Raw genomic sequence first — 21971 nt, 5'->3', positions numbered from 1 at the left:
GGTCGTCAACCGAGCTCGAACGTGCCGGGTGGTGGATCCTCGGCCTGCTCGCATTCGACATGCGTGACCCGTGACGCTGGCGGCCCTTGCCATAGCCAGCGCACGACACGATCCACCGCCGACGACTCGCCGCACAAGAGCACTTCGACGCGACCGTCGGGAAGGTTCCGAGCGTAGCCGGTCACACCGGCGGTCAGCGCCTGATCGCGGGTGGCCGCGCGAAATCCCACGCCCTGCACGCGTCCGGTCACCCAGGCCTTGAGACACCGATCATGCATGGCTCTCTCCTTCACCGTTCTTGTTTCCGCCCAGGGCGGTGTTGCCCTGGGCATCGATCAGTTCGCGCTTGACCAGTACCGCCGAGTTGCGCGGCACCACGCGCTTGCCGCGAGCCTCGAGATGGGTTCGGGTGAAGGCGGCACCGTAGAGCAGGATCAACGAGCTGTAGTAGACCCACAGCAAGATCAGCACCACCGACCCCGCCGCGCCGTAGGTCGATGCCGTGGCAGTATAGGCAAGGTACGCGGCAATGCCGTAACGGCCGATCGCGAACAGTACCGCCGTGACGATGGCGCCGACCATAACATCCCGCCAGCTGACCACGACATCCGGCAGGACCTTGAAGATCGCAGCGAAGAACAAGGCGATCACCGCCAGCGAGACGATGAACTCGGCGCCTCCGAGCAGTGCATTGACGCCCGGCACCCAGTCGCTGGCATACATGAAGAAGGCCCTCAGGAGCACGCCCAGCACCAGTGACACCATGAGGATGAAACCGACCGCCAGGACCACCGTGAGCGACAGCATGCGTTGCTTGATGAACAGCAGAACGCTGTTGCGATCGGGGCGTGCCGTGACCCCCCAGAGGGTGTTGAGCGAAAACTGCATCTGCGCGAACACCGTCGTCGCCCCTACCACCAGGGCCCCTATCCCGAGCAGGGTCGGCAACAGGCCGGAACTCTCGAGACGCGACTGGGCGACCGCCTGCTGCACCGCCATGGCGGCATCCTGACCCATGGTGTCCTGCAACTGGGCGACGATCTGCCCCTGAGCCGCTTCTTCTCCCAATATCAGGCCTATCACGGTCACGGCAATGATGATGGTCGGCGCCAGTGAAAACAGCGTATAGAACGCCAGGGAGCCGGCGTAACTGAACGCATTGTGCTCCAGCCACAATTTTCCGGCGTTGCCAACGATACGGCCCCAATAGCGGGGAGAGAGATTGATCACGGACACTCCTTGTCGAAAAGAGGATGGCTTGGCATGCAATGGCCATGCTGCATCAGCATAGCGTAACGCGATAGGGGCCTGCTCCGCGTGTTGCAGCGCCTCGACCCTCTGCTCATAATGACGCGGCCCGTTGCAGGAGCCTTCATGTCCAACGCCACTTCGATGCCCACCACGCCGGAATCCGTTTACGCCTTCGACTGCCTCGTCTTCATCGGGCGCTTCCAGCCCCCGCATCATGGCCACCTGACCGTGATTCGCGAGGCCTTGCGTCAAGCACGCCAGGTGATCGTCATGGCAGGCTCCGCCTGGCAGGCGCGTTCGCTGCGCAACCCCTGGCGCTTCGAGGAGCGTCGCGACATGCTCCGCGCGTGTTTCGATGACGAAGACAACGCCCGACTGGAAATCACGCCGTTGCTGGATGCGCTCTACAACGATGACGTATGGGTGCGCGATGTGCAGCGCCACGTCCGCGATGTCGTCATCCCCCAGCAGGGACACCTGCCGCGCATCGGGCTGATCGGAGCCAGCCGCGGCCAGTCGAGCTATTACCTCTCGCTGTTTCCCCAGTGGGAATCGGTGAGCGTGCCGCCGGTCAGCGATGTCTCGGCCAGCCAGATCCGCGATGCACTGTTCCGGGGGCCGGCCTCGGCCCAGGCCCATCTGGCACGGGGTCAGGCCAATGGCCTGCCGCCGGCCGTCAACGACGCCTTGCAGCGCTTTCTGGCAACCTCGGCCTGCGAGCAGCTATGGGAAGAACAACGGCTGTTCGAGCAATACCGCGAGGCCTGGGCGGATGCGCCCTACCCGCCCGTTTTCGTGACCGTCGACGCCGTCGTGGTGCAATCCGGTCATGTGCTGCTGGTGGAGCGCCGCGCCGCGCCCGGCAAGGGATTGCTGGCCCTGCCCGGTGGCTTCATCCAGCCCCAGGAGCGCTTGCTGGACGCCTGCCTGCGTGAATTGCGCGAGCGGGTGCGTCTCAAGATCCCCGAAGCCGTTCTCAAGGGGTCGTTACGCGGTCAACGGTTGTTCGACGAGCCGCATCGCAGCTGGCGTGGACGCACCCTGGCGCAGGCCTTTTACTTCGCGTTGCGCCCCGAACAGCGCCTCCCGCGGCTCAAGCCCTCGCCCAGCGGCGAACATGCGCACTGGGTGGCACTGGCCGATCTCGATCCCGAAACCCTGTTCGAGGATCACTTCTTCATCATACAAAACTTTCTGGGCCTGCCGGCGGGCATGGCCACGCCCTGAGCGCCTCGCGCCCTCCTCGTCCGGCCCAGGGCGATACCGCTCGGGACGTTACGCCTGGAGGAAATCGCGCGGCAGCTTCATCATCTGCCGCCAGAGCTTCTCGACACCGGGCTTGTGCACCAGCGAGCAGCGATAGAGGCGAATTTCCAGCGGGATGTCCCACTGCGTGCCCCCCGCGCGAACCAGGCGCCCCGAGGCCAGTTCCTCGCGAATGCAGAAATCGGGGATCCATGCCATGCCCACGCCTTGCAGCGCCATGCCCTTGAGCCCTTCCGCCATGGCGGTCTCGTAGACGGTCTTCAGGCGCATTCGCAGCGGATCGTTCTTGAGCAGCATGCGCACGCTACGTCCCAGGAAAGCCCCCTGGGTGTAGGCGAGGAAGGGAACGCCTGCCGTATCGTCATCCAGCGAGAAGCGCGGAGCGCCGTCGGTATCCGGCACGCAGACCGGCAGCATGTTGACCTGGCCGATGGAAAACGACGGAAAGGCCTCGGCATCGAGCTGCATGCTGGCATAGGGATCGTAGTACGCCAGCATCAGGTCGCAGTTCCCCTCGCGCAGCACGTGGATCGCATCGCCGACGTTCATGGCCACCAGTCGTGTGGGCAGTTCGCCGACGCCTTTCTGCAGGCGCGAAATCCAGTGCGGAAAAAAGGTCAGCGCCAGGGAGTGCGCGGCGACGATATCGAGCGCTTCGTTGGCCATCGACAGACCGCGCAGATGCGCGAGGCATTCGCTCAACTGCTCGACCATGCTGCGCGCCGTGACCAGGAACAACTGCCCTTCCGGTGTCAGACCGATGGGCGTCGTGGAGCGGTCGACCAGCGTTGCGCCTACGGCCTGCTCCAGGGAGCGAATGCGACGACTGAAGGCCGGCTGCGTGACGTGACGTTGCCGTGCCGAGGCGGAAAAGCTGCGGGTATTGGCGAGGGCGACGAAATCTTCGAGCCACTTGGTTTCAAGGTTCACCGGCACTCCTGATCACGGCGGGCATGGTGGATGGATGACATGGACCTGGCGATGCGACGTCGTCATGCTTCACTCATTGTATCGGAGCCAGCAAATAGGCGGCGCGCGAGACCAGCTTGCGCCATGCAGGCCTGTCGTCGAGTTCCTGCAGCGTGACCTCGCGACATGATTCGAAATCGTGCAGCAGCATGGTCTCGACATCGTGTGCGAAGGCCGCGTCGGGAATATAGGCAGTGATCTCGAAATTGAGCCGAAACGAGCGATTGTCGAGATTGACCGATCCCAGCAGCGCGGTATGGTCGTCGACCAGCACCGCTTTCTGATGCAAGAAGCCCGGCTGGTAGCGAAAGATCCGTACGCCATGACGGATCATCTCCGGCAAGAAAGAAAAGGCCGAGAGAAAGACCAGCAGATGATCGGGACGCTCCGGGATCATCACTCTCACGTCGACGCCGCGCAACGCCGCCAGCTTCAGTGCGTCCTGCACCCCCTGGTCGGGGACGAAATAGGGGCTGGTCACCCAAAGGCGCTCGTGCGCCCCGTGGATCACGTGCTGGATCAACAGGCTGGCTGTCTCGCAGCGGTCCGCGGGGCCCGAGGGGACGATGACCACATGCTGGCATTCGTTACAGGTGACCGAGGGCTCCCACTCCAGCGACAGAATGTCGCCGGTCGCCCAGTACCAGTCCTCCCAGAAGGCTTCCTGCAACCCCATCACGCTCGGGCCGGTCAGCTTGAGATGCGTATCGCGCCAGGGTCCGTATCGCGGGACGCGCCCCAGGTACTCGTCGGCCACGTTGAAGCCGCCCGTCCATCCTTCCCGTCCATCGACGACCAGGATCTTGCGGTGGTTGCGGAAATTGATCTGGAAGCGATGACGCCATCCACGCGAGGAGTTGAAGGCCGTGACCTCGACGCCCGCTTCCGACAGTTCGCGCAGGTAGCCTCCGGACAGGCTGCGGCTGCCGATTTCATCGTAAAGCAGGCAGACGCGAACGCCGCGCTCGGCTTGCTGGATCAAATGCTGCTTGAACAGCGTGCCGATTTCATCGGCGCGGAAGATGAAGAACTGGACGAGGATGTACTCTCGCGCCGAATCGATCCCTGCCAACAGGCTCTTGAAGGTCGCTTCACCGTCGATGAGCAATTCCGCCCGATTGCCGGTACTCATGGGCATCATCGCCAGACGCTCCACTGCCTGGATGCGGGCGACATCATGCGAGGGACGCGAGAAATAAGGCTCCAGACGCGGCCGGAAGCGTAACAGCACCTGACGCAATACGCTGTCACGCTCACCGCGCGCAGAGGTGTAACCGTAGAAACGGGGGCGGCCGAAAATCCAGTAGATGGGCACCGCCAGATAAGGGAACGTCAGCAACGTGACGATCCAGGCCACGGCGCCCTGCGAGGTACGGCTCGACATCAGCGCCATGAGCGCGGACAGCACACCCAGCACATGGATGACAACGATCAGGATGCCAATTACCCCGGATGTCATGATGGCGCCTCCCTGGCCCCTCGCAATCGCTCGGCGGCTAAAAATCAGGCCCCGCGAGTGCGGGGCCTGGCACGAGTGATCATCTCACGCTTCAGGCGCTCGCGGCGATGATCTCTTTCCACTTGGCGGGCCCCGTCTGATGAACGGACTCTCCGCGACTGTCCACGGCCACGGTGACGGGCATGTCTTCCACGTCGAACTCGTAGATCGCTTCCATGCCCAGATCTTCGAAGGCTACCACGCGGGATTTCTTGATCGCCTGGGCGACGAGATAGGCCGCGCCCCCGACCGCCATGAGATACACGGCGCGATTGTCGCGAATGGCTTCGATCGCCATGGGACCGCGCTCGGCCTTTCCGACCATGCCTTGCAGGCCGGTCTGTTCCAGCATGGTCCGCGTGAACTTGTCCATGCGCGTAGCCGTCGTGGGGCCGGCGGGGCCTACGACTTCATCGCCGACCGGATCCACCGGGCCTACGTAATAGATGAAGCGCCCGCGCAGATCGACCGGCAAGTCTTCTCCTTTGGAGAGCATGTCGACCATGCGCTTGTGTGCGGCGTCGCGGCCGGTCAGGAGCTTGCCGTTGAGCAGCAGCGTGTCGCCCGGCTGCCAGGAAGCGGCCTCCTCGGCGGTCACCGTGTCGAGGTTGACGCGCTTGACGTTGTCCCCGACCTCGCGGGTGATTTGCGGCCAGTCGTCGAGCGTCGGGATGGGCAGCGATGCGGTGCCACTGCCGTCCAGCATAAAGTGGACGTGGCGTGTCGCCGCGCAATTGGGAATGATGGCCACGGGCTTGTTGGCCGCGTGGGTCGGATAATCCTTGACCTTGATATCGAGCACGGTGGTCAGTCCACCCAGGCCCTGTGCGCCGATACCCGTGCGATTGACCTGGTCGAAGAGTTCGAGGCGCAGCTCCTCGGCCCGTGTTTCGGCTCCCCTCGCCTTGAGTGCCTGGATGTCGATGGGGTCGAGCAGGGACTCCTTGGCGAGTTCCATGGCTTTCTCGGCGGTACCGCCGATCCCGATACCCAGCATGCCCGGTGGGCACCAGCCCGCGCCCATCTTGGGCAGCTGTTCGAGCACCCACTCGGCGACGTTGTCGGATGGGTTGAGCATGGCAAACTTGGACTTGGCTTCGCTGCCGCCCCCTTTGGCCGCGACATGAATCTCGACCTTGTCGCCGGGAACCAGCTTGTGGTGAATGACGGCCGGCGTGTTGTCGCGCGTATTGGTGCGCTTGCCATCGGGATCGGCGAGTACCGACGCGCGCAAGACGTTGTCTGGATGCTGGTATGCCTGCCGTACCCCCTCGTTGATCATGTCGTCGAGGCTCATGCTCGCGTCCCAGCGGACATTCATCCCGACCTCGACGAAAACGGTCACGATGCCGGTGTCCTGACAGATGGGGCGATGTCCCTCGGCACACATGCGTGAATTGATCAGAATCTGTGCGATGGCATCACGTGCAGCGGGGTTTTCTTCACGCTGATACGCCTCGTGCATGGCATCGATGAAATCTTTGGGGTGGTAATAAGAGATGAACTGCAAGGCATCGGCCACGCTCTGGATGACATCGTCCTGGCGTATCACGGTCATGAGAGAAAGACTCCTTGGGGAAAACATCTCGCGGCGAATGGTCAGGGCATCTCGACGCGAGCTTTCATGAGCGCGGGATTATACCTAAATGTCGTATCACACCCTATTCTCCCCGACAAAAGTCTAAGCAATGACTCTTTGCGCATTGTAGATAACGGTATATATTTTTGCTCCATCTCCATGCGGGTGCATGCATCGGTACGAAGAGGCCCATGGGGAGATGCCATGGGCCTTTGCCTCTGTCAGCGATCCATGATCACCCCAGTTCGATCAGCCTGGCCTTCAACGACTGCAACTGATCGCGCAAGCGTGCCGCCTCTTCGAACTCCAGGTTCTGCGCCGCCTCGTGCATGGCATCCTCCAGCTTGCCGATTTCCCGCGTGAGGCCCGCTGCATCCATCTGGTTGAGCTGTTCGCTGCTGTAGTCGCCAGGCGCTTCGGCAACCCGCTTGTCGGGACGCTTGCGGCCGACTTTCTTGCCGGGCGTCTGGGCCCCTTCCATGATATCGGCAACCGACTTGGTGACCGTCGTGGGCGTGATACCGTGCTCTTCGTTGAAGGCGATCTGCTTGTTGCGACGCCGTTCCGTTTCGTCGATGGCACGCTGCATCGAGTTGGTGACACGGTCTCCGTAGAGAATGGCCTTGCCATGCGCGTTGCGTGCCGCACGCCCTATGGTCTGGATCAACGACCGCTCGGCACGCAGGAACCCTTCCTTGTCGGCATCGAGAATCGCGACCAACGAGACCTCGGGAATATCGAGCCCCTCGCGCAGCAGGTTGATCCCCACGAGCACATCGAACTTGCCCAGGCGCAGATCGCGTATGATTTCGATCCGCTCGACGGTGTCGATGTCCGAGTGCAGATAGCGCACGCGAATGTCGTGCTCGTCGAGATACTCGGTGAGATCCTCCGCCATGCGCTTGGTCAATGTCGTGACCAGGACACGTTCGCCCACGTCGGTTCGCAGCTTGATCTCGGAAAGCAGGTCATCGACCTGGGTTTGTGCCGGCCGGACTTCGATTTCGGGATCGACCAGCCCCGTCGGCCGCACGACCTGCTCGACCACCTGCCCTGCATGCTCGGCTTCGTAAGGGCCCGGTGTCGCTGACACAAACGCGGTTTGCGGGCAAATGCGCTCCCATTCCTCGAACTTCATCGGACGGTTGTCCAGTGCCGAAGGCAAGCGGAAGCCGTACTCGACCAGAGTTTCCTTGCGCGAACGGTCGCCCTTGTACATGCCCCCCACCTGCGGGACGCTGACGTGGGACTCGTCGATGAACAGCAGAGTATCGTCAGGCAGATAATCGAAGAACGTGGGCGGCGCTTCGCCGGGCTCCCGTCCCGACAGATAGCGCGAGTAGTTCTCGATGCCGTTGCAGTACCCGAGTTCGAGCATCATCTCGATGTCATACAGGGTGCGCTGCTCGAGCCGCTGAGCCTCGACGAGCTTGTCATGCTGGCGCATCCAGGCCAGGCGATCGGCCAGCTCGACCTTGATGTCCTCGACGGCGGCGAGAATCGTCTCGCGAGGCGTCACGTAGTGACTCTTGGGATAGATCGTCATGCGCGGAACCTTGTCGCGCACCTCCCCGGTAAGAGGATCGAACAGGCTGATCGTCTCGATCTCGTCGTCGAACAGCTCGACCCTGACGGCCTCGTCTTCCGCATCGGCGGGAAAGATGTCGATGACATCGCCCCGGACCCGGTACGTCCCTCGCCGAAAGTCCATGTCGTTGCGCGTGTACTGCAACTCGGCGAGACGTCGCAGGAAGGTGCGCTGGTCGATCAACTCGCCGCGATTGAAGTGCAGACGCATCTTCAGATATTGATCGGGATCGCCCAGGCCGTAGATCGCCGAGACCGAGACCACGATCAAGGCATCGCGGCGCTCCAGCAGTGCCTTGGTGGCCGAAAGACGCATCTGCTCGATATGGTCATTGATCGAGGCGTCCTTCTCGATGAAGGTATCCGATGAGGGAACATAGGCTTCCGGCTGGTAGTAATCGTAATAGGAAACGAAGTACTCCACCGCATTGTCGGGAAAGAAACTCTTGAACTCGCCATAAAGCTGGGCGGCCAGCGTCTTGTTGGGCGCCATCACGATGGTCGGGCGCTGCAGGCGCTCGACCACGTTGGCCATGGTGAACGTCTTTCCCGAGCCGGTCACCCCCAGCAGGGTCTGATGCGCCAGCCCGGCATTGAAGCCTTTTATCAGGCCGTCGATAGCCGCTGGCTGGTCACCCGCGGGCCGATACTGCGACTGAATACGAAAGGGTTTGCTCATGGGTCTCACATAAGGTCGATAGGGGAACCCTTCAAGTCGAAAGCCACGTCGATCAGGCCGACCGCGTGGTGATCTCCACGTCGCTGACGGTCATCAGCCGTTGTATCGGGCAGCGATCGGCGATGGCCAGAAGGCGGTTCTTCGTCTCGGGATCGTCGATCCCCGTGAACGACAGCGTTACGGTGAGCCGATACTGGCCCTGTGCTTCCCCGCTGGCATCGCGCTCGACCGTGGCGGTGATCGTCTCGACCGGCAGTCCCTTGCGTCGTGCATACATCAGGGCGGTCATCGCCTTGCAGGCACCTAGAGAAAGGTCGAAATAGTCATGCGGATCCGGCGCGCTTTCGTCACCACCGACGACCCGTGGCGCATCCACCGCCAGTTCCGCCACATCATGTATCCGTGCCTGCTGTCGCAGCGAACCATCGCGCTGGGTGGTGACCGTGATCGTCATTGCCGTCTCCTGTGAATCATTCAGTGCGCCTTGTAGCCAAGAGCGGTCACGGTGCGCAGCAATGCCTCGCGCCTTACACGCCCTTCCACCTCGGCACCATGCCGACCGACTTCCGCCTCCTCGACGCCATCCATTTCCATCAAGGCGGTAGTGATACGATTGACGTCTTCGGCACTCTTGACACCCTCGAACGTCAGCGCGATGCGAGCCATGGATCATTCTCCTGCTTGGGTCCGTCGGCGACGACGCGAGCGATGGCTCCGCCGTCAGATGCCTACAGTTTATCATGGCATGCGGTCACCGCCGCGACGGTTGGAAAATCGCTTCATCACCCTGATATTGGACGCAGACATTCGAATACGGTCGAGTGACCGTCGCGTTCGCGATACGGAGTTATTCCATGAACGATTGGATCGAGCATCTCGAGGCTCAAGGCTTAGTGCGATCGGCCACGCACGAGTGGCACTTCGGTGAGGCGACTGGCCAGGCCCACCTCCCCCTGGAAACCACTGCGCTCGCCCCGCTGCCGCAATTCTCGATCATGGAAATCGCCGGTGCCGATGCCGAGCGCTTCCTGCAAGGGCAGACCAGTGCCCAGGTCACGCTGGCCAATGGCGATTTCGCCCCCCTGACGGCGTTCTGCTCGCCCAAGGGCCGCATGCTGGCCAACGGGCAATTGATGAGGCTGGAAGAAGGCCGTTATTGGCTGCTGCTGGACAGTGAGCTGATCGAGCCATTGCACGAGCAGCTTGCCAAGTACGCAGCGTTCTACAAGGTCGAGATCTCTCAACCGGCGGTCAGGACATTCGGCGTGATGGGTCGGGACGCCGCGGATCGGCTCGAATCCCACTTCACCACCGCGCCTCCCGAGACATGGGGGATGCAACGAGTCGGTCAGGCGGTATTGCTCCGCCACCCGGGTCCCGTGGCGCGCTACATGGTCATTGCACCGGAAGCGACGGCACTCGAGGCCTGGCAATCTCTGCAACCCACCACGACGGCGGTGGGCAATGCGGTGTGGCGCCTGCACGACATCCAAGCCGGCCTCGCCTGGCTCGGCGCCGCTCAGCGAGACAGCTATCTCCCTCAGATGCTCAATTGGGAAGCGCTGGCTGGCATCAGCTTCCGCAAAGGATGCTATACCGGGCAGGAGGTCGTGGCACGCGCGCACTTCCGCGGGCAGGTCAAGAAGCGTCTGCAGCGTGGCCGACTGGCGAGTCATGTCTTGCCGGCCCCCGGCACCCCTGTCGAGGACACCGCAGGCAAGTCGCAAGGCGAGGTATTGAGCGCCGCACTGGACGCGGATGGGCAGACCGAGGTACTGGCCGTCATCACGCAACGCGACGAGCCACGGGCCCTGGTCGTCGAAGGCAATGCACTCACTCCCCTGGACCTGCCCTATGCTGTCGAGCGTGTCGATCCGGAGAGCCTGGCCGGCCAGGCTTGAGAAGCGCCTGGCTACACCAGCCTGAAAAGCCGCTGTGCGGTGGCGGTGCTGTGCGCCGCCACCGTGGCATGAGGTTGATCTCTCAAGGCCGCCACGCAGTGACAGATATCATGCACATGCGACGGCTCGTTGCGTTGGCCTTGATATCCCGACAGAGGCATGTCGGGGCTATCCGTTTCCAGCACGTAACCATCGTCCGGCAATGACTGCACGGCTCGATGCAGCCGCCGGGCACGCTCATAGGTGGAGGCACCACCTATGCCCACGACGAATCCCGCGTCCAGAAATCGGCGCGCCTGTTCGGGACTCCCCGCAAAAGCATGGATCAGACCGCCGGCGGGCAGATCGAGTTGATGCAGGCGCTTGGCGACTTGATCGTTGGCTTGCACGCAGTGGATCACCACAGGCAAGCGGTGCTGTTTCGCCAGGCGCAACTGTGCATCGAACAGCTGCCATTGCCGGTCGATGTCCGACAACCGTGCATCGATACCGCACTCGCCAATGGCGACCGCGTCGGGATACGCTTCGAGCTGAGTGTCCAGCGCTTCGAGGTCGCGCACGTCGTGGGCATCGAGAAAATAGGGATGCAGCCCGAAACATACGCTGACATCTTCCCGACGCCCCAGCCGTTCGACGTTCGGCCAGCGCCGGCGTGTCGTCCCCGGCACGATGAAATGACCGACGCCCACCGCCGCCGCTCGCGACATGACGTCCTCGCGATCGGCATCGAAGACATCGAAATCGAGATGGCAATGCGCGTCGATCAACCGGGCAGACATGATTCCCTCCCTTGCAGCTATCCTGGCGGCACGCCATGGCGTCTGGCGCAAGACGTGTCGCTCCGAGACGCGGAAAGCGGGCGGTCAAGCCGTTGCGTCAATGCTCCCGGGTGGCACGGAACTCGACATCCGGCCAACGCTCTTGCGTCATCTGCAGGTTGACGCGCGTCGGGGCCAGATACGTCAGGTATCCCCCGCCGTCCAGGGCCAGGTTGGTGCTGGCCTTGCGCTTGAATTCGTCGAGCATCTTGGCGTCGTTGCAATACACCCAGCGCGCCGTCTGCACGTTCACGGGCTCATACAGGCAGTCGACTTTATATTCCTGCTTCAGGCGATGAGCGACCACATCGAACTGCAACGACCCCACGGCGCCGACGATCAGGTCATTGTTATCCAGCGGCATGAAGACCTGCGTTGCCCCCTCCTCGGAGAGCTGGGTCAGCCCTTTCTGCAAGGCCTTCATCTTCAGCGGATCGCGCAGACGCACGCGCTTGAACAACTCGGGCGCGAAGTGCGGAATTCCCGTGAAGCGCATGTCCTCGTTGAGCGTGAAGGTGTCACCGATCTGGATCGTGCCATGGTTGTGCAGGCCGATGATATCGCCGGGCCAGGCTTCCTCGACATGCGAGCGATCGGACGCCATGAACGTTAGCGCGTCGGCAATCTTGACGTCTTTGCCGATCCGCACGTGGCGCATCTTCATGTTCTTGTCGTACTTCCCGGAACAGACGCGCAAGAAGGCAACACGGTCACGGTGCTTGGGATCCATGTTGGCCTGGATCTTGAAGACGAAACCGGTAAAGCGCTCGTCATCGGCCTTTACGCTGCGCTTGTCGGTGTCGCGCGGCAACGGCGCCGGCGCGTATTCGACGAAGCCATCGAGCATCTCGCGCACCCCGAAGTTGCCCATGGCGGTGCCGAAATACACTGGCGTCAGTTCACCGCGACGATAGGCCTCGAGGTCGAAGGTATGCGAGGCACCACGCACCAGCTCGACTTCCATGCGCAGCTCGTCAGCGGCATCCGCTCCCAGCGTCTCGTCGACCTCGGGGTTGTCGAGACCTTCGATGCGCACATCCTCGGGAATGCGATTGCCCTGCCCCTGCTTGTAGAGGTGAATGACATCGTTGTAGAGATGGTAGACGCCGCGAAAATGCCGCCCCATGCCAATCGGCCACGTCATGGGCGCACACTGAATGTTCAGTACCGTCTCGACCTCATCCATCACTTCGATCGGATCCCGGATGTCTCGGTCCATCTTGTTGATGAAGGTCAGGATCGGCGTCGTACGCAAACGACACACATCCATGAGCTTGATGGTACGATCTTCGACCCCCTTGGCGCCGTCGATGACCATCAGTGCCGAATCCACGGCCGTCAGCGTGCGGTAGGTGTCCTCGGAAAAGTCTTCGTGCCCGGGCGTGTCGAGCAGATTGACGATCCGGCCCTGGTAGGGAAACTGCATGACCGAGGTCGTCACCGAGATGCCACGCTCCTGCTCCATCTTCATCCAGTCGGAGGTGGCGTGACGTTCGTCACGCTTGCTCTTGACCGACCCGGCTAGCTGGATCGCATTGCCGAACAGCAGCATTTTTTCCGTGATGGTGGTCTTGCCGGCGTCGGGGTGCGAAATGATCGCAAAGGTTCTGCGTAGCCCCGCTTCTTGAGCGATCTGAGTGTCTGGCATCAATATACTTCGCTGATTGGCGGCAGCTCGACGCAGAAAATGCATCGAGCCGAGAGAATGGTAACTGGGCGCAAATTGTACTGCTTAGACGCGCATGAGGGTAGGCCTTGCGCCCTGACCTCGTGGGGCACAGCACCACCCGCCCACGAAAAAACCCCCGCTGGCCTGGGCCAACGGGGGTTTCCGGGATAAGTGCCTGACGATGACCTACTCTCGCATGGGGAAGCCCCACACTACCATCGGCGCTGAGCGGTTTCACTGCTGAGTTCGGCATGGGGTCAGGTGGGACCCGCTCGCTATGGTCGTCAGGCGGAACTGGTGTCGATCGCCTCAAGAAGGCCATCGACGCAATGGGAACAAGCCGACACGTTACGTCTCATGCGTACCCGGTCGTGTTCATACAAGACCCTTTGGGTGTTATATGGTCAAGCCTCACGGGCCATTAGTACACGTTAGCTCAACGCCTTGCAGCGCTTCCACACCGTGCCTATCAACCAGCTGGTCTCGCTGGGCCCTTCAGGAGGCTCGAGGCCTCGGGGAGATCTCATCTTGAAGGGGGCTTCCCGCTTAGATGCCTTCAGCGGTTATCCCGTCCGCACATAGCTACCCGGCAATGCCACTGGCGTGACAACCGGAACACCAGAGGTGCGTCCACTCCGGTCCTCTCGTACTAGGAGCAGCCCTTCTCAAATCTCCAACGCCCACGGCAGATAGGGACCGAACTGTCTCACGACGTTCTAAACCCAGCTCGCGTACCACTTTAAATGGCGAACAGCCATACCCTTGGGACCGACTTCAGCCCCAGGATGTGATGAGCCGACATCGAGGTGCCAAACACCGCCGTCGATGTGAACTCTTGGGCGGTATCAGCCTGTTATCCCCGGAGTACCTTTTATCCGTTGAGCGATGGCCCTTCCATACAGAACCACCGGATCACTAGAACCTACTTTCGTACCTGCTCGACGTGTCTGTCTCGCAGTCAAGCACCCTTATGCTCTTGCACTCATTGCACGATTTCCAACCGTGCTGAGGGTACCTTCGTGCTCCTCCGTTACGCTTTGGGAGGAGACCGCCCCAGTCAAACTACCCACCACACACTGTCCTCGACCCGGATAACGGGCCCAAGTTAGAACGCCGATGATGCCAGGCTGGTATTTCAAGGTTGGCTCCCCCGGGACTGGCGTCCCGGGTTCCAAGCCTCCCAGCTATCCTACACAAGCAACATCAGCGTCCAGTGTGAAGCTATAGTAAAGGTTCACGGGGTCTTTCCGTCTAGCCGCGGGGACACCGCATCTTCACGGCGATTTCAATTTCACTGAGTCTCGGGTGGAGACAGCGTGGCCATCATTACGCCATTCGTGCAGGTCGGAACTTACCCGACAAGGAATTTCGCTACCTTAGGACCGTTATAGTTACGGCCGCCGTTTACCGGGGCTTCGATCAAGCGCGTCGCCGGAGCTAACGCCATCACTTAACCTTCCGGCACCGGGCAGGCGTCACACCCTATACGTCCGCTTACGCGTTAGCAGAGTGCTGTGTTTTTAATAAACAGTTGCAGCCACCTGGTATCTTCGACCGGTGGCAGCTCGGGCCGCGAGGGCCGTCACCGCCACCGGCGCACCTTCTCCCGAAGTTACGGTGCCATTTTGCCTAGTTCCTTCACCCGAGTTCTCTCAAGCGCCTTGGGATTCTCACCCTGACCACCTGTGTCGGTTTGGGGTACGGTCGCATGTGATCTGAAGCTTAGAGGCTTTTCCTGGAAGCGTGGCATCGATGACTTCCAGACCGTAGTCTGTTCGTCTCGCCTCTCGGCCTTGAGGATCCGGATTTGCCTGAATCCTCGGCCTACGGGCTTTCACCAGGACAACCAACGCCTGGCTCACCTAGCCTTCTTCGTCCCCCCATCGCAATCACATCCGGTACGGGAATATTAACCCGTTTCCCATCGACTACGCCTTTCGGCCTCGCCTTAGGGGCCGACTCACTCTGCTCCGATTGACGTCGAACAGAAACCCTTGGTCTTCCGGCGGGGGCGGTTTTCACGCCCCTTATCGTTACTCATGTCAGCATTCGCACTCGTGATACCTCCAGCAAGCCTCTCGACTCACCTTCGCAGGCGTACACGACGCTCCTCTACCGCTCATCCTGAGGATGAGCCCGTAGCTTCGGCACCTGGTTTGAGCCCCGTTACATCTTCCGCGCAGGCCGACTCGACTAGTGAGCTATTACGCTTTCTTTAAAGGATGGCTGCTTCTAAGCCAACCTCCTAGCTGTCTAAGCCTTCCCACATCGTTTCCCACTTAACCAGGATTTTGGGGCCTTAGCTGACGGTCTGGGTTGTTTCCCTTTTCACAACGGACGTTAGCACCCGCTGTGTGTCTCCCACGCTGCACTCACCGGTATTCGGAGTTTGCCTCGGGTTGGTAAGCCGGGATGGCCCCCTAGCCGAAACAGTGCTCTACCCCCGGCGGTGATACGTGAGGCGCTACCTAAATAGCTTTCGAGGAGAACCAGCTATCTCCGGGCTTGATTAGCCTTTCACTCCGATCCACAGCTCATCCCAGCATTTTTCAACATACTTGGGTTCGGGCCTCCAGTTGATGTTACTCAACCTTCACCCTGGCCATGGATAGATCGCCCGGTTTCGGGTCTATATCCAGCGACTGGTCGCCCAGTTAAGACTCGGTTTCCCTACGCCTCCCCTACTCGGTTAAGCTCGCCACTGAATATAAGTCGCTGACCCATTATACAAAAGGTACGCGGTCACACGCCGAAACGTGCTCCCACTGCTTGTACGCATACGGTTTCAGGATCTATTTCACTCCCCTCTCCGGGGTTCTTTTCGCCTTTCCCTCACGGTACTGGTTCACTATCGGTCAGCCAGGAGTATTTAGCCTTGGAGGATGGTCCCCCCGTCTTCAGTCAAGGTTTCACGTGCCCCGACCTACTCGATTTCACCAATGCGGGTTTTCGGTTACGGGGCTATCACCCACTATGGCCGGCCTTTCCAGGCCGTTCACCTAACCGTGCATTGACTTAAGGGCTGGTCCCCGTTCGCTCGCCGCTACTGAGGGAATCTCGGTTGATTTCTTTTCCTCGGGGTACTTAGATGTTTCAGTTCCCCCGGTTCGCCTCCCGCCCCTATGAATTCAGTGCGGGATACTCATCTTGTGATGAGTGGGTTTCCCCATTCGGACATGCCCGGGTCGCAGGTTGTTTGCCACCTCACCGAGCCTTTTCGCAGGCTACAACGTCCTTCATCGCCTCTGGCTGCCTAGGCATCCACCGTATGCGCTTCATCGCTTGACCATATAACCCCAAAGGGTCTGATCGTGGATGAACACGATAATTGCCGGATACGCTTGAGACGTATCGTCTTGCTTTGTCAGCTTGTTCCACATTGTTAAAGAGCGTTAGCGCCGAAGCACTAAGCGGTAGGCTTTACGGGAAAGCACACGGCTTAGGGCTTGATGAGTCGACTGTCGGGATGGTGGAGCCTACCGGGATCGAACCGGTGACCTCCTGCGTGCAAGGCAGGCGCTCTCCCAGCTGAGCTAAGGCCCCTTGTCGGCACGTCTCTCGCGGCATTTACCGAAAGGACATGCAATTTGTGTGAGACCAGGCGAAAGACAGCGCCGTATAGCCTGCTATACAAGGTGTCTTTCAACGACGTATCACGCAAATTTGGTGGGTCTGGGCAGACTTGAACTGCCGACCTCACCCTTATCAGGGGTGCGCTCTAACCAACTGAGCTACAGACCCGGCTTACCACTGGGTCTAGGACCCAAACAGTCGTTGCTCTGCTTCGATCAGGCAATTCATTGTGAGCGCTTACCCGGGCAGGGTGTGCACCGTCGTTTAAGGAGGTGATCCAGCCGCAGGTTCCCCTACGGCTACCTTGTTACGACTTCACCCCAGTCATGAACCACACCGTGGTGATCGCCCTCCGAAGTTAGGCTAACCACTTCTGGTGCAGTCCACTCCCATGGTGTGACGGGCGGTGTGTACAAGGCCCGGGAACGTATTCACCGTGCCATTCTGATGCACGATTACTAGCGATTCCGACTTCATGGAGTCGAGTTGCAGACTCCAATCCGGACTGAGGCCGGCTTTCTGGGATTGGCTTCACCTCGCGGCTTCGCAACCCTTTGTACCGGCCATTGTAGCACGTGTGTAGCCCTACCCGTAAGGGCCATGATGACTTGACGTCGTCCCCACCTTCCTCCGGTTTGTCACCGGCAGTCTCCCTAGAGTTCCCGACCGAATCGCTGGCAAATAGGGACAAGGGTTGCGCTCGTTACGGGACTTAACCCAACATTTCACAACACGAGCTGACGACAGCCATGCAGCACCTGTCTCTGCGCTCCCGAAGGCACCCCGGAATCTCTTCCGGGTTCGCAGGATGTCAAGGGTAGGTAAGGTTCTTCGCGTTGCATCGAATTAAACCACATGCTCCACCGCTTGTGCGGGCCCCCGTCAATTCATTTGAGTTTTAACCTTGCGGCCGTACTCCCCAGGCGGTCGACTTATCGCGTTAACTGCGCCACTAAGTCCTCAAGGGACCCAACGGCTAGTCGACATCGTTTACGGCGTGGACTACCAGGGTATCTAATCCTGTTTGCTACCCACGCTTTCGCACCTCAGCGTCAGTGTCAGTCCAGAAGGCCGCCTTCGCCACTGGTATTCCTCCCGATCTCTACGCATTTCACCGCTACACCGGGAATTCTACCTTCCTCTCCTGCACTCTAGCCTGCCCGTTCCGGATGCCGTTCCCAGGTTGAGCCCGGGGCTTTCACACCCGGCGTGACAAGCCGCCTACGCGCGCTTTACGCCCAGTAATTCCGATTAACGCTTGCACCCTCCGTATTACCGCGGCTGCTGGCACGGAGTTAGCCGGTGCTTCTTCTGTGGGTGATGTCGCTCTTGCCGGGTATTGGCCGACAAGCCTTCTTCCCCACTGAAAGTGCTTTACAACCCGAAAGCCTTCTTCACACACGCGGCATGGCTGGATCAGGCTTTCGCCCATTGTCCAATATTCCCCACTGCTGCCTCCCGTAGGAGTCTGGGCCGTGTCTCAGTCCCAGTGTGGCTGATCATCCTCTCAGACCAGCTACGGATCGTCGCCTTGGTGAGCCGTTACCCCACCAACCAGCTAATCCGACATAGGCTCATCCAATCGCGCGAGGTCCGAAGAGCCCCCGCTTTCTCCCGTAGGACGTATGCGGTATTAGCCTGGGTTTCCCCAGGTTATCCCCCACGACTGGGTAGATTCCTATGCATTACTCACCCGTCCGCCGCTCGTCAGCGTCCAGCAAGCTGGACCTGTTACCGCTCGACTTGCATGTGTTAGGCCTGCCGCCAGCGTTCAATCTGAGCCATGATCAAACTCTTCAGTTGAAAGTCTGATAGTCCGTTGAGCGGACCAAACTTGGTTCAAGACCAAAACGTTCTCAAAAAGACCCGAAGGTCTCTGACGAGTCGCTTGCCTTGATAGGTCGTGACTGGCACCCCTATCCCGGGCAAGCGCCCACATGAATTACCTGATCGACTTGTTAAAGAGCATCTCGTTTTCGCCAAAGCGCCTAACGAGGAAGGCGTATTCTACCGATACCGCCGTGATTGTCAAGGCAAAAGGCCTGTCGGGACAATCCGTCACCGCGTCCGAACATCCGTGCGATGAGTGGCGACTCGAGAGGTGCGCATTGTACCGAACCCGGCGCGACTGTCAAGCGAGATCGTTCGAGGCGAACCTGAAAATCTCAAGCAAGTCAGTCACTTGCGAACCTCTTTCACCGCTGGCCACGAGGTCCGTCGCCGGCAGCGGATGCGTACTTTACGGATCCGCCGCCGTGAACGCAAGGGGTTTTTCATGGCGCTGCCATCTTTCCTGGAACTCACGCATGGTGCGTCATTATTACACCCCCTCGGCCGGCTGCCGGAGTCTTCACGATTCGGTTATCATGCCAGGCGGCATCGCACACCGGGAGCCCACATGCATCAGCCCTTGCCCCTTTCCACCCCCAATCGCAACCTCGTGCGGCTGACGATCGTTCGCGGCATCACGTGGACCGGTTTCCTGGGGGCGATCATCTTCGGTATCGAAGTACTGGGGTTCCAACTGCACGTCATGCCGGTCATTTCCGTCATCATCGCCATGGGGCTGGTCAACGTGGCGACCTGGTGGCGCCTGGGGCGGCCTCGCGCGGTGACCGATACCGAGTATCTGACCCATCTGCTGATCGATGTGGCAGGGTTGAGCATGCTGTTCTACTACACCGGCGGCTCGACGAACCCCTTCATCACCTATTATCTCGTGCCGGTCACGATCGCCGCCGCCACGCTGCCATGGCGCTACGCCTGGGTCATCGCCGGCGCCTCGCTGGCCAGTTATACCGCCATGATGCTGTTTTACGAACCCGTCCCCCAGCTCAGCAATGGCTTCGTGGGCACCGGCATCCGCCTGCATATCGTCGGCATGTGGATCAACTTCGGACTCTCCGCCGGACTGGTCACCTTCTTCATCTTCAAGATGGCGCATGCCCTGCGGCGTCGCGACCTCACCTTGTCCCGCACTCGCGAAACCGCCCTGCGCAACGAGCAGGTGCTGGCCGTCGCCACCCAGGCGGCCGGCACCGCGCACGAGCTGGGAACGCCGCTGTCCACCATGGCGGTACTGCTCAGCGAAATGCGTCAGGAAGCGCAAGACAACCCGCTGCTCGTCGAGGACATCGACCTGCTGCGTCAGCAGGTCGATACCTGCAAGGCGCGACTGCAGACCCTGGTCGCCAATGCCGACCGGCGGCGCCTGGCCAAGCCCGAGATCGTCGCCGCCGAGACCTGGCTTCGCGATGTCTTGCAGCGCTGGCTGGTGTTGCGTCCCGACGTGAGCCATCACATCGAGATCCCCGGCAAGCGCGGCACCCCGTTGATCGCAACCGATACGACGCTCGAGCAGGCCATCATGAATCTGCTCAACAATGCCGCCGACGCCAATCCGAGGGATATCGCCATCACGCTGGACTGGACGCAGGACGACATCATCATCGATATCCGCGACCATGGTCCTGGCGTCTCCATGAACATCGCCGACCAGCTGGGCGAAACGTTCATTTCGACCAAGAGCAAGGGCATGGGGATCGGCCTGTTCCTGACCCATGCCACGATCAACCGCTTTGGAGGCGGCGTGAGCCTCTATAATCATGAAGAAGGCGGCACGCTGACCGAGGTCAAGTTGCCGCGAGCGTCGGCTGGCGCCCCCGCCTGACTGCCACGGAGGAAATCATGACAGAAGATGCCGAACGGCTATTGATCATCGACGACGACGAGCAATTCTGCTTCGTCATGGCACGTGCCATGCGGCGGCGCGGGTTCGAGGTCACCACCGCGACGACCGAGGAAGAAGCCCTCGCCAGCGTGCGTCAGGCACCGCCACACATGGCGACACTCGACCTCAAGCTCGAGCACTCGTCCGGGCTCAAGCTTCTGCCCGAACTGCTGGCGCTCGCCCCCGACTGTCGTGTCGTGGTGTTGACGGGATATTCGAGCATCGCCACCGCCGTGGAAGCCATCAAGCTGGGCGCGGTCAATTATTTGTGCAAGCCGGCGGACGCCGACGAGATCCTGGCATCGCTAGAGCGCGATACGGGGGACCCCGACATCGACATCGCCGATAGCCCTCCCTCGATCAACCGTGTCACCTGGGAGCATATTCAGAAGGTCCTGCAGGAGCACGACGGCAATATTTCCGCCACGGCCCGCGCCCTGGGCATGCATCGTCGCACCTTGCAGCGCAAGCTCCAGAAACGCCCGGTGCGTCACTGATCCCGGACGTGGATGGCGCGCCTCATTGCGCCGTCCACCCCAGATCCATGTTCCAGCTCGCGCCGGTCACGGCGCTGGCCTTGTCCGATGCCAGGTAGCTCACCAGCGCGGCCACCTCGGACGGCTCGATGAGACGTTTGATCGCAGCGTTCTTGAGCATGACATTGTCGATCACCTCCTGCTCGGGCATGCCATTGAGGCGTGCCTGGTCGGCGATCTGGCTTTCCACCAGCGGCGTCCTGACATAAGCGGGGCAAATGGCATTGGCGGTAATGCCCAGCTCGCCGCCCTCGAGCGCCGCGGTCTTGGTCAGCCCGATCAAGCCATGCTTGGCGCTCACGTATGCCGCCTTGCCGGGCGACGCCACACTGGCGTGAATGGAGGCCACGTTGACGATACGTCCCCATGAAGACTGGCGCATGTACGGCCATGCCGCCTGTGTCAGCAAAAAGGGCGCCGTCAGCATCAAGTCGATGATCTGGCGCCACTTGGCCTCTGGAAACGTCTCCAGGGGCGCGACATGCTGGATGCCGGCGTTGTTGATCAGAATATCGACATGCCCGAAACGCTTTATCGCTTCTTCCACCGCGCCGCGACATGCGGCGGATGTCGTCAGGTCGGCATGATAGAACACCGCCCCCGCGGCATCGGCCACATTCTCGCCTTGCGGGTTGGCGTCCACCGCCAGCACTTGCAACCCTTCCTGGCAGAACTGCTTGACGACGGCTTCGCCAATACCGCTGGAACTGCCGGTCACGATCGCGACGCGGGGGGACCCGGGAGTGGACGGGGCTGGCATGGCACTCTCCTCGATGACGGAACGCTCGTCATCCAGCATAAGACGCGAGCCACGCCCTTCGCCAGCAACATCCACACGCTTACGCCCCTGCGCAAGACTGATAGACTAGGCCGACCCACCTGGATCAGGCACGACAACGCGTTGACCGAGGAGAC

15 protein-coding genes, 2 tRNA genes and 3 rRNA genes are annotated in these 21971 nt (G+C 60.9%); 4 read left to right on the top strand and 16 right to left on the bottom strand.

Going from position 1 to position 21971, the window contains the following annotated elements:
- Positions 1-5: 5 nt before the first annotated feature.
- A complete protein-coding gene (gene yccX, locus CSAL_RS09340) occupies positions 6-278 on the bottom strand; it encodes an acylphosphatase (RefSeq protein WP_011507137.1) in 273 nt (90 codons plus the stop codon).
- Positions 271-1230, bottom strand: coding sequence for a YihY/virulence factor BrkB family protein (locus CSAL_RS09335; RefSeq protein WP_050934523.1), 960 nt, complete (start codon positions 1228-1230; stop codon positions 271-273). The genes yccX and CSAL_RS09335 overlap by 8 nt, the downstream gene beginning before the upstream one ends.
- 144 nt (positions 1231-1374) lie before the next feature.
- Between CSAL_RS09335 and CSAL_RS09330 the strand changes: the two genes are divergently transcribed.
- On the top strand, positions 1375-2478 hold the full coding sequence (locus CSAL_RS09330) for a bifunctional nicotinamide-nucleotide adenylyltransferase/Nudix hydroxylase (protein ID WP_011507135.1): 1104 nt from the start codon (positions 1375-1377) through the stop codon (positions 2476-2478).
- Between the two features lie 48 nt (positions 2479-2526).
- Here the strand turns inward: CSAL_RS09330 and CSAL_RS09325 are convergent, their stop codons facing one another.
- The 6 genes from CSAL_RS09325 to CSAL_RS09300 form a co-directional block, all read right to left on the bottom strand.
- Positions 2527-3447 (bottom strand): LysR substrate-binding domain-containing protein, encoded by a 921-nt coding sequence (locus CSAL_RS09325; RefSeq protein WP_011507134.1) that lies wholly within the window; start codon positions 3445-3447, stop codon positions 2527-2529.
- Positions 3448-3520: 73 nt separating this feature from the next.
- Positions 3521-4945 (bottom strand): cardiolipin synthase, encoded by a 1425-nt coding sequence (cls, locus tag CSAL_RS09320; RefSeq protein ID WP_011507133.1) that lies wholly within the window; start codon positions 4943-4945, stop codon positions 3521-3523.
- Positions 4946-5036: 91 nt separating this feature from the next.
- Positions 5037-6542 carry a fumarate hydratase gene (locus CSAL_RS09315; RefSeq protein WP_011507132.1) on the bottom strand — a complete coding sequence of 502 codons (1506 nt, stop codon included), beginning with the start codon at positions 6540-6542 and terminating at the stop codon, positions 5037-5039.
- A 256-nt stretch (positions 6543-6798) separates the two neighbouring features.
- A complete protein-coding gene (uvrB, locus tag CSAL_RS09310; protein ID WP_011507131.1) occupies positions 6799-8829 on the bottom strand; it encodes an excinuclease ABC subunit UvrB in 2031 nt (676 codons plus the stop codon).
- Positions 8830-8881: 52 nt separating this feature from the next.
- The gene (locus tag CSAL_RS09305) at positions 8882-9283 is read right to left on the bottom strand and encodes an OsmC family protein (protein WP_011507130.1); all 402 of its coding nucleotides are present in this window, start codon (positions 9281-9283) and stop codon (positions 8882-8884) included.
- Positions 9284-9303: 20 nt separating this feature from the next.
- A complete protein-coding gene (locus CSAL_RS09300) occupies positions 9304-9495 on the bottom strand; it encodes a hypothetical protein (RefSeq protein WP_011507129.1) in 192 nt (63 codons plus the stop codon).
- Between the two features lie 188 nt (positions 9496-9683).
- On the opposite strand from CSAL_RS09300, the gene ygfZ reads away from it, so the two are divergent.
- Positions 9684-10730, top strand: a complete 1047-nt coding sequence (gene ygfZ, locus CSAL_RS09295) for a CAF17-like 4Fe-4S cluster assembly/insertion protein YgfZ (protein WP_011507128.1) — start codon at positions 9684-9686, stop codon at positions 10728-10730.
- An 11-nt stretch (positions 10731-10741) separates the two neighbouring features.
- Here the strand turns inward: ygfZ and CSAL_RS09290 are convergent, their stop codons facing one another.
- The 7 genes from CSAL_RS09290 to CSAL_RS09260 form a co-directional block, all read right to left on the bottom strand.
- Positions 10742-11509 (bottom strand): TatD family hydrolase, encoded by a 768-nt coding sequence (locus tag CSAL_RS09290; protein ID WP_011507127.1) that lies wholly within the window; start codon positions 11507-11509, stop codon positions 10742-10744.
- A 97-nt stretch (positions 11510-11606) separates the two neighbouring features.
- Entirely contained in the window at positions 11607-13196 is a 1590-nt protein-coding gene (locus CSAL_RS09285) for a peptide chain release factor 3 (RefSeq protein WP_043558286.1), read from the bottom strand.
- Positions 13197-13390: 194 nt separating this feature from the next.
- Positions 13391-13506 (bottom strand): 5S ribosomal RNA (gene rrf, locus CSAL_RS09280).
- Positions 13507-13617: 111 nt separating this feature from the next.
- Positions 13618-16505: ribosomal RNA gene (locus CSAL_RS09275) — 23S ribosomal RNA — on the bottom strand.
- Positions 16506-16684: 179 nt separating this feature from the next.
- Positions 16685-16760 (bottom strand) — tRNA-Ala (locus CSAL_RS09270).
- Between the two features lie 121 nt (positions 16761-16881).
- Positions 16882-16958 (bottom strand) — tRNA-Ile (locus tag CSAL_RS09265).
- Between the two features lie 97 nt (positions 16959-17055).
- Positions 17056-18593 (bottom strand): 16S ribosomal RNA (locus tag CSAL_RS09260).
- Together the 16S, 23S and 5S rRNA genes with 2 tRNA genes alongside form the textbook arrangement of a ribosomal RNA operon.
- A 595-nt stretch (positions 18594-19188) precedes the next feature.
- Here CSAL_RS09260 and CSAL_RS09255 point away from each other — a divergent pair.
- Together CSAL_RS09255 and CSAL_RS09250 are read left to right on the top strand one after the other, a co-directional pair.
- Positions 19189-20460 carry an ATP-binding protein gene (locus CSAL_RS09255; protein ID WP_011507125.1) on the top strand — a complete coding sequence of 424 codons (1272 nt, stop codon included), beginning with the start codon at positions 19189-19191 and terminating at the stop codon, positions 20458-20460.
- A gap of 17 nt (positions 20461-20477) precedes the next feature.
- Entirely contained in the window at positions 20478-21017 is a 540-nt protein-coding gene (locus tag CSAL_RS09250) for a response regulator transcription factor (protein WP_011507124.1), read from the top strand.
- Between the two features lie 22 nt (positions 21018-21039).
- Here CSAL_RS09250 and CSAL_RS09245 read toward each other — a convergent pair whose 3' ends face one another.
- A complete protein-coding gene (locus CSAL_RS09245; RefSeq protein WP_011507123.1) occupies positions 21040-21816 on the bottom strand; it encodes a 3-hydroxybutyrate dehydrogenase in 777 nt (258 codons plus the stop codon).
- Positions 21817-21971: the final 155 nt, after the last annotated feature.

The sequence above is a fragment of the Chromohalobacter israelensis DSM 3043 genome (assembly GCF_000055785.1).
Lineage (GTDB): Bacteria > Pseudomonadota > Gammaproteobacteria > Pseudomonadales > Halomonadaceae > Chromohalobacter > Chromohalobacter israelensis.
The sequence above is the reverse complement of the archived record's forward strand: the minus strand, read 5'-3'. Positions and strand labels throughout refer to the sequence as shown.

Bases quoted from the DNA above. Each gene is read 5' to 3' on its own strand.
- CSAL_RS09245 (WP_011507123.1), bottom strand. From the start codon at position 21,816: ATGCCAGCCCCGTCCACTCCCGGGTCCCCCCGCGTCGCGATCGTGACC.
- cls (WP_011507133.1), bottom strand. From the start codon at position 4,945: ATGACATCCGGGGTAATTGGCATCCTGATCGTTGTCATCCATGTGCTG.
- CSAL_RS09300 (WP_011507129.1), bottom strand. From the start codon at position 9,495: ATGGCTCGCATCGCGCTGACGTTCGAGGGTGTCAAGAGTGCCGAAGAC.
- CSAL_RS09330 (WP_011507135.1), top strand. From the start codon at position 1,375: ATGTCCAACGCCACTTCGATGCCCACCACGCCGGAATCCGTTTACGCC.
- CSAL_RS09290 (WP_011507127.1), bottom strand. From the start codon at position 11,509: ATGTCTGCCCGGTTGATCGACGCGCATTGCCATCTCGATTTCGATGTC.
- CSAL_RS09315 (WP_011507132.1), bottom strand. From the start codon at position 6,542: ATGACCGTGATACGCCAGGACGATGTCATCCAGAGCGTGGCCGATGCC.
- ygfZ (WP_011507128.1), top strand. From the start codon at position 9,684: ATGAACGATTGGATCGAGCATCTCGAGGCTCAAGGCTTAGTGCGATCG.
- yccX (WP_011507137.1), bottom strand. From the start codon at position 278: ATGCATGATCGGTGTCTCAAGGCCTGGGTGACCGGACGCGTGCAGGGC.
- CSAL_RS09250 (WP_011507124.1), top strand. From the start codon at position 20,478: ATGACAGAAGATGCCGAACGGCTATTGATCATCGACGACGACGAGCAA.
- CSAL_RS09255 (WP_011507125.1), top strand. From the start codon at position 19,189: ATGCATCAGCCCTTGCCCCTTTCCACCCCCAATCGCAACCTCGTGCGG.
- CSAL_RS09285 (WP_043558286.1), bottom strand. From the start codon at position 13,196: ATGCCAGACACTCAGATCGCTCAAGAAGCGGGGCTACGCAGAACCTTT.
- uvrB (WP_011507131.1), bottom strand. From the start codon at position 8,829: ATGAGCAAACCCTTTCGTATTCAGTCGCAGTATCGGCCCGCGGGTGAC.
- CSAL_RS09305 (WP_011507130.1), bottom strand. From the start codon at position 9,283: ATGACGATCACGGTCACCACCCAGCGCGATGGTTCGCTGCGACAGCAG.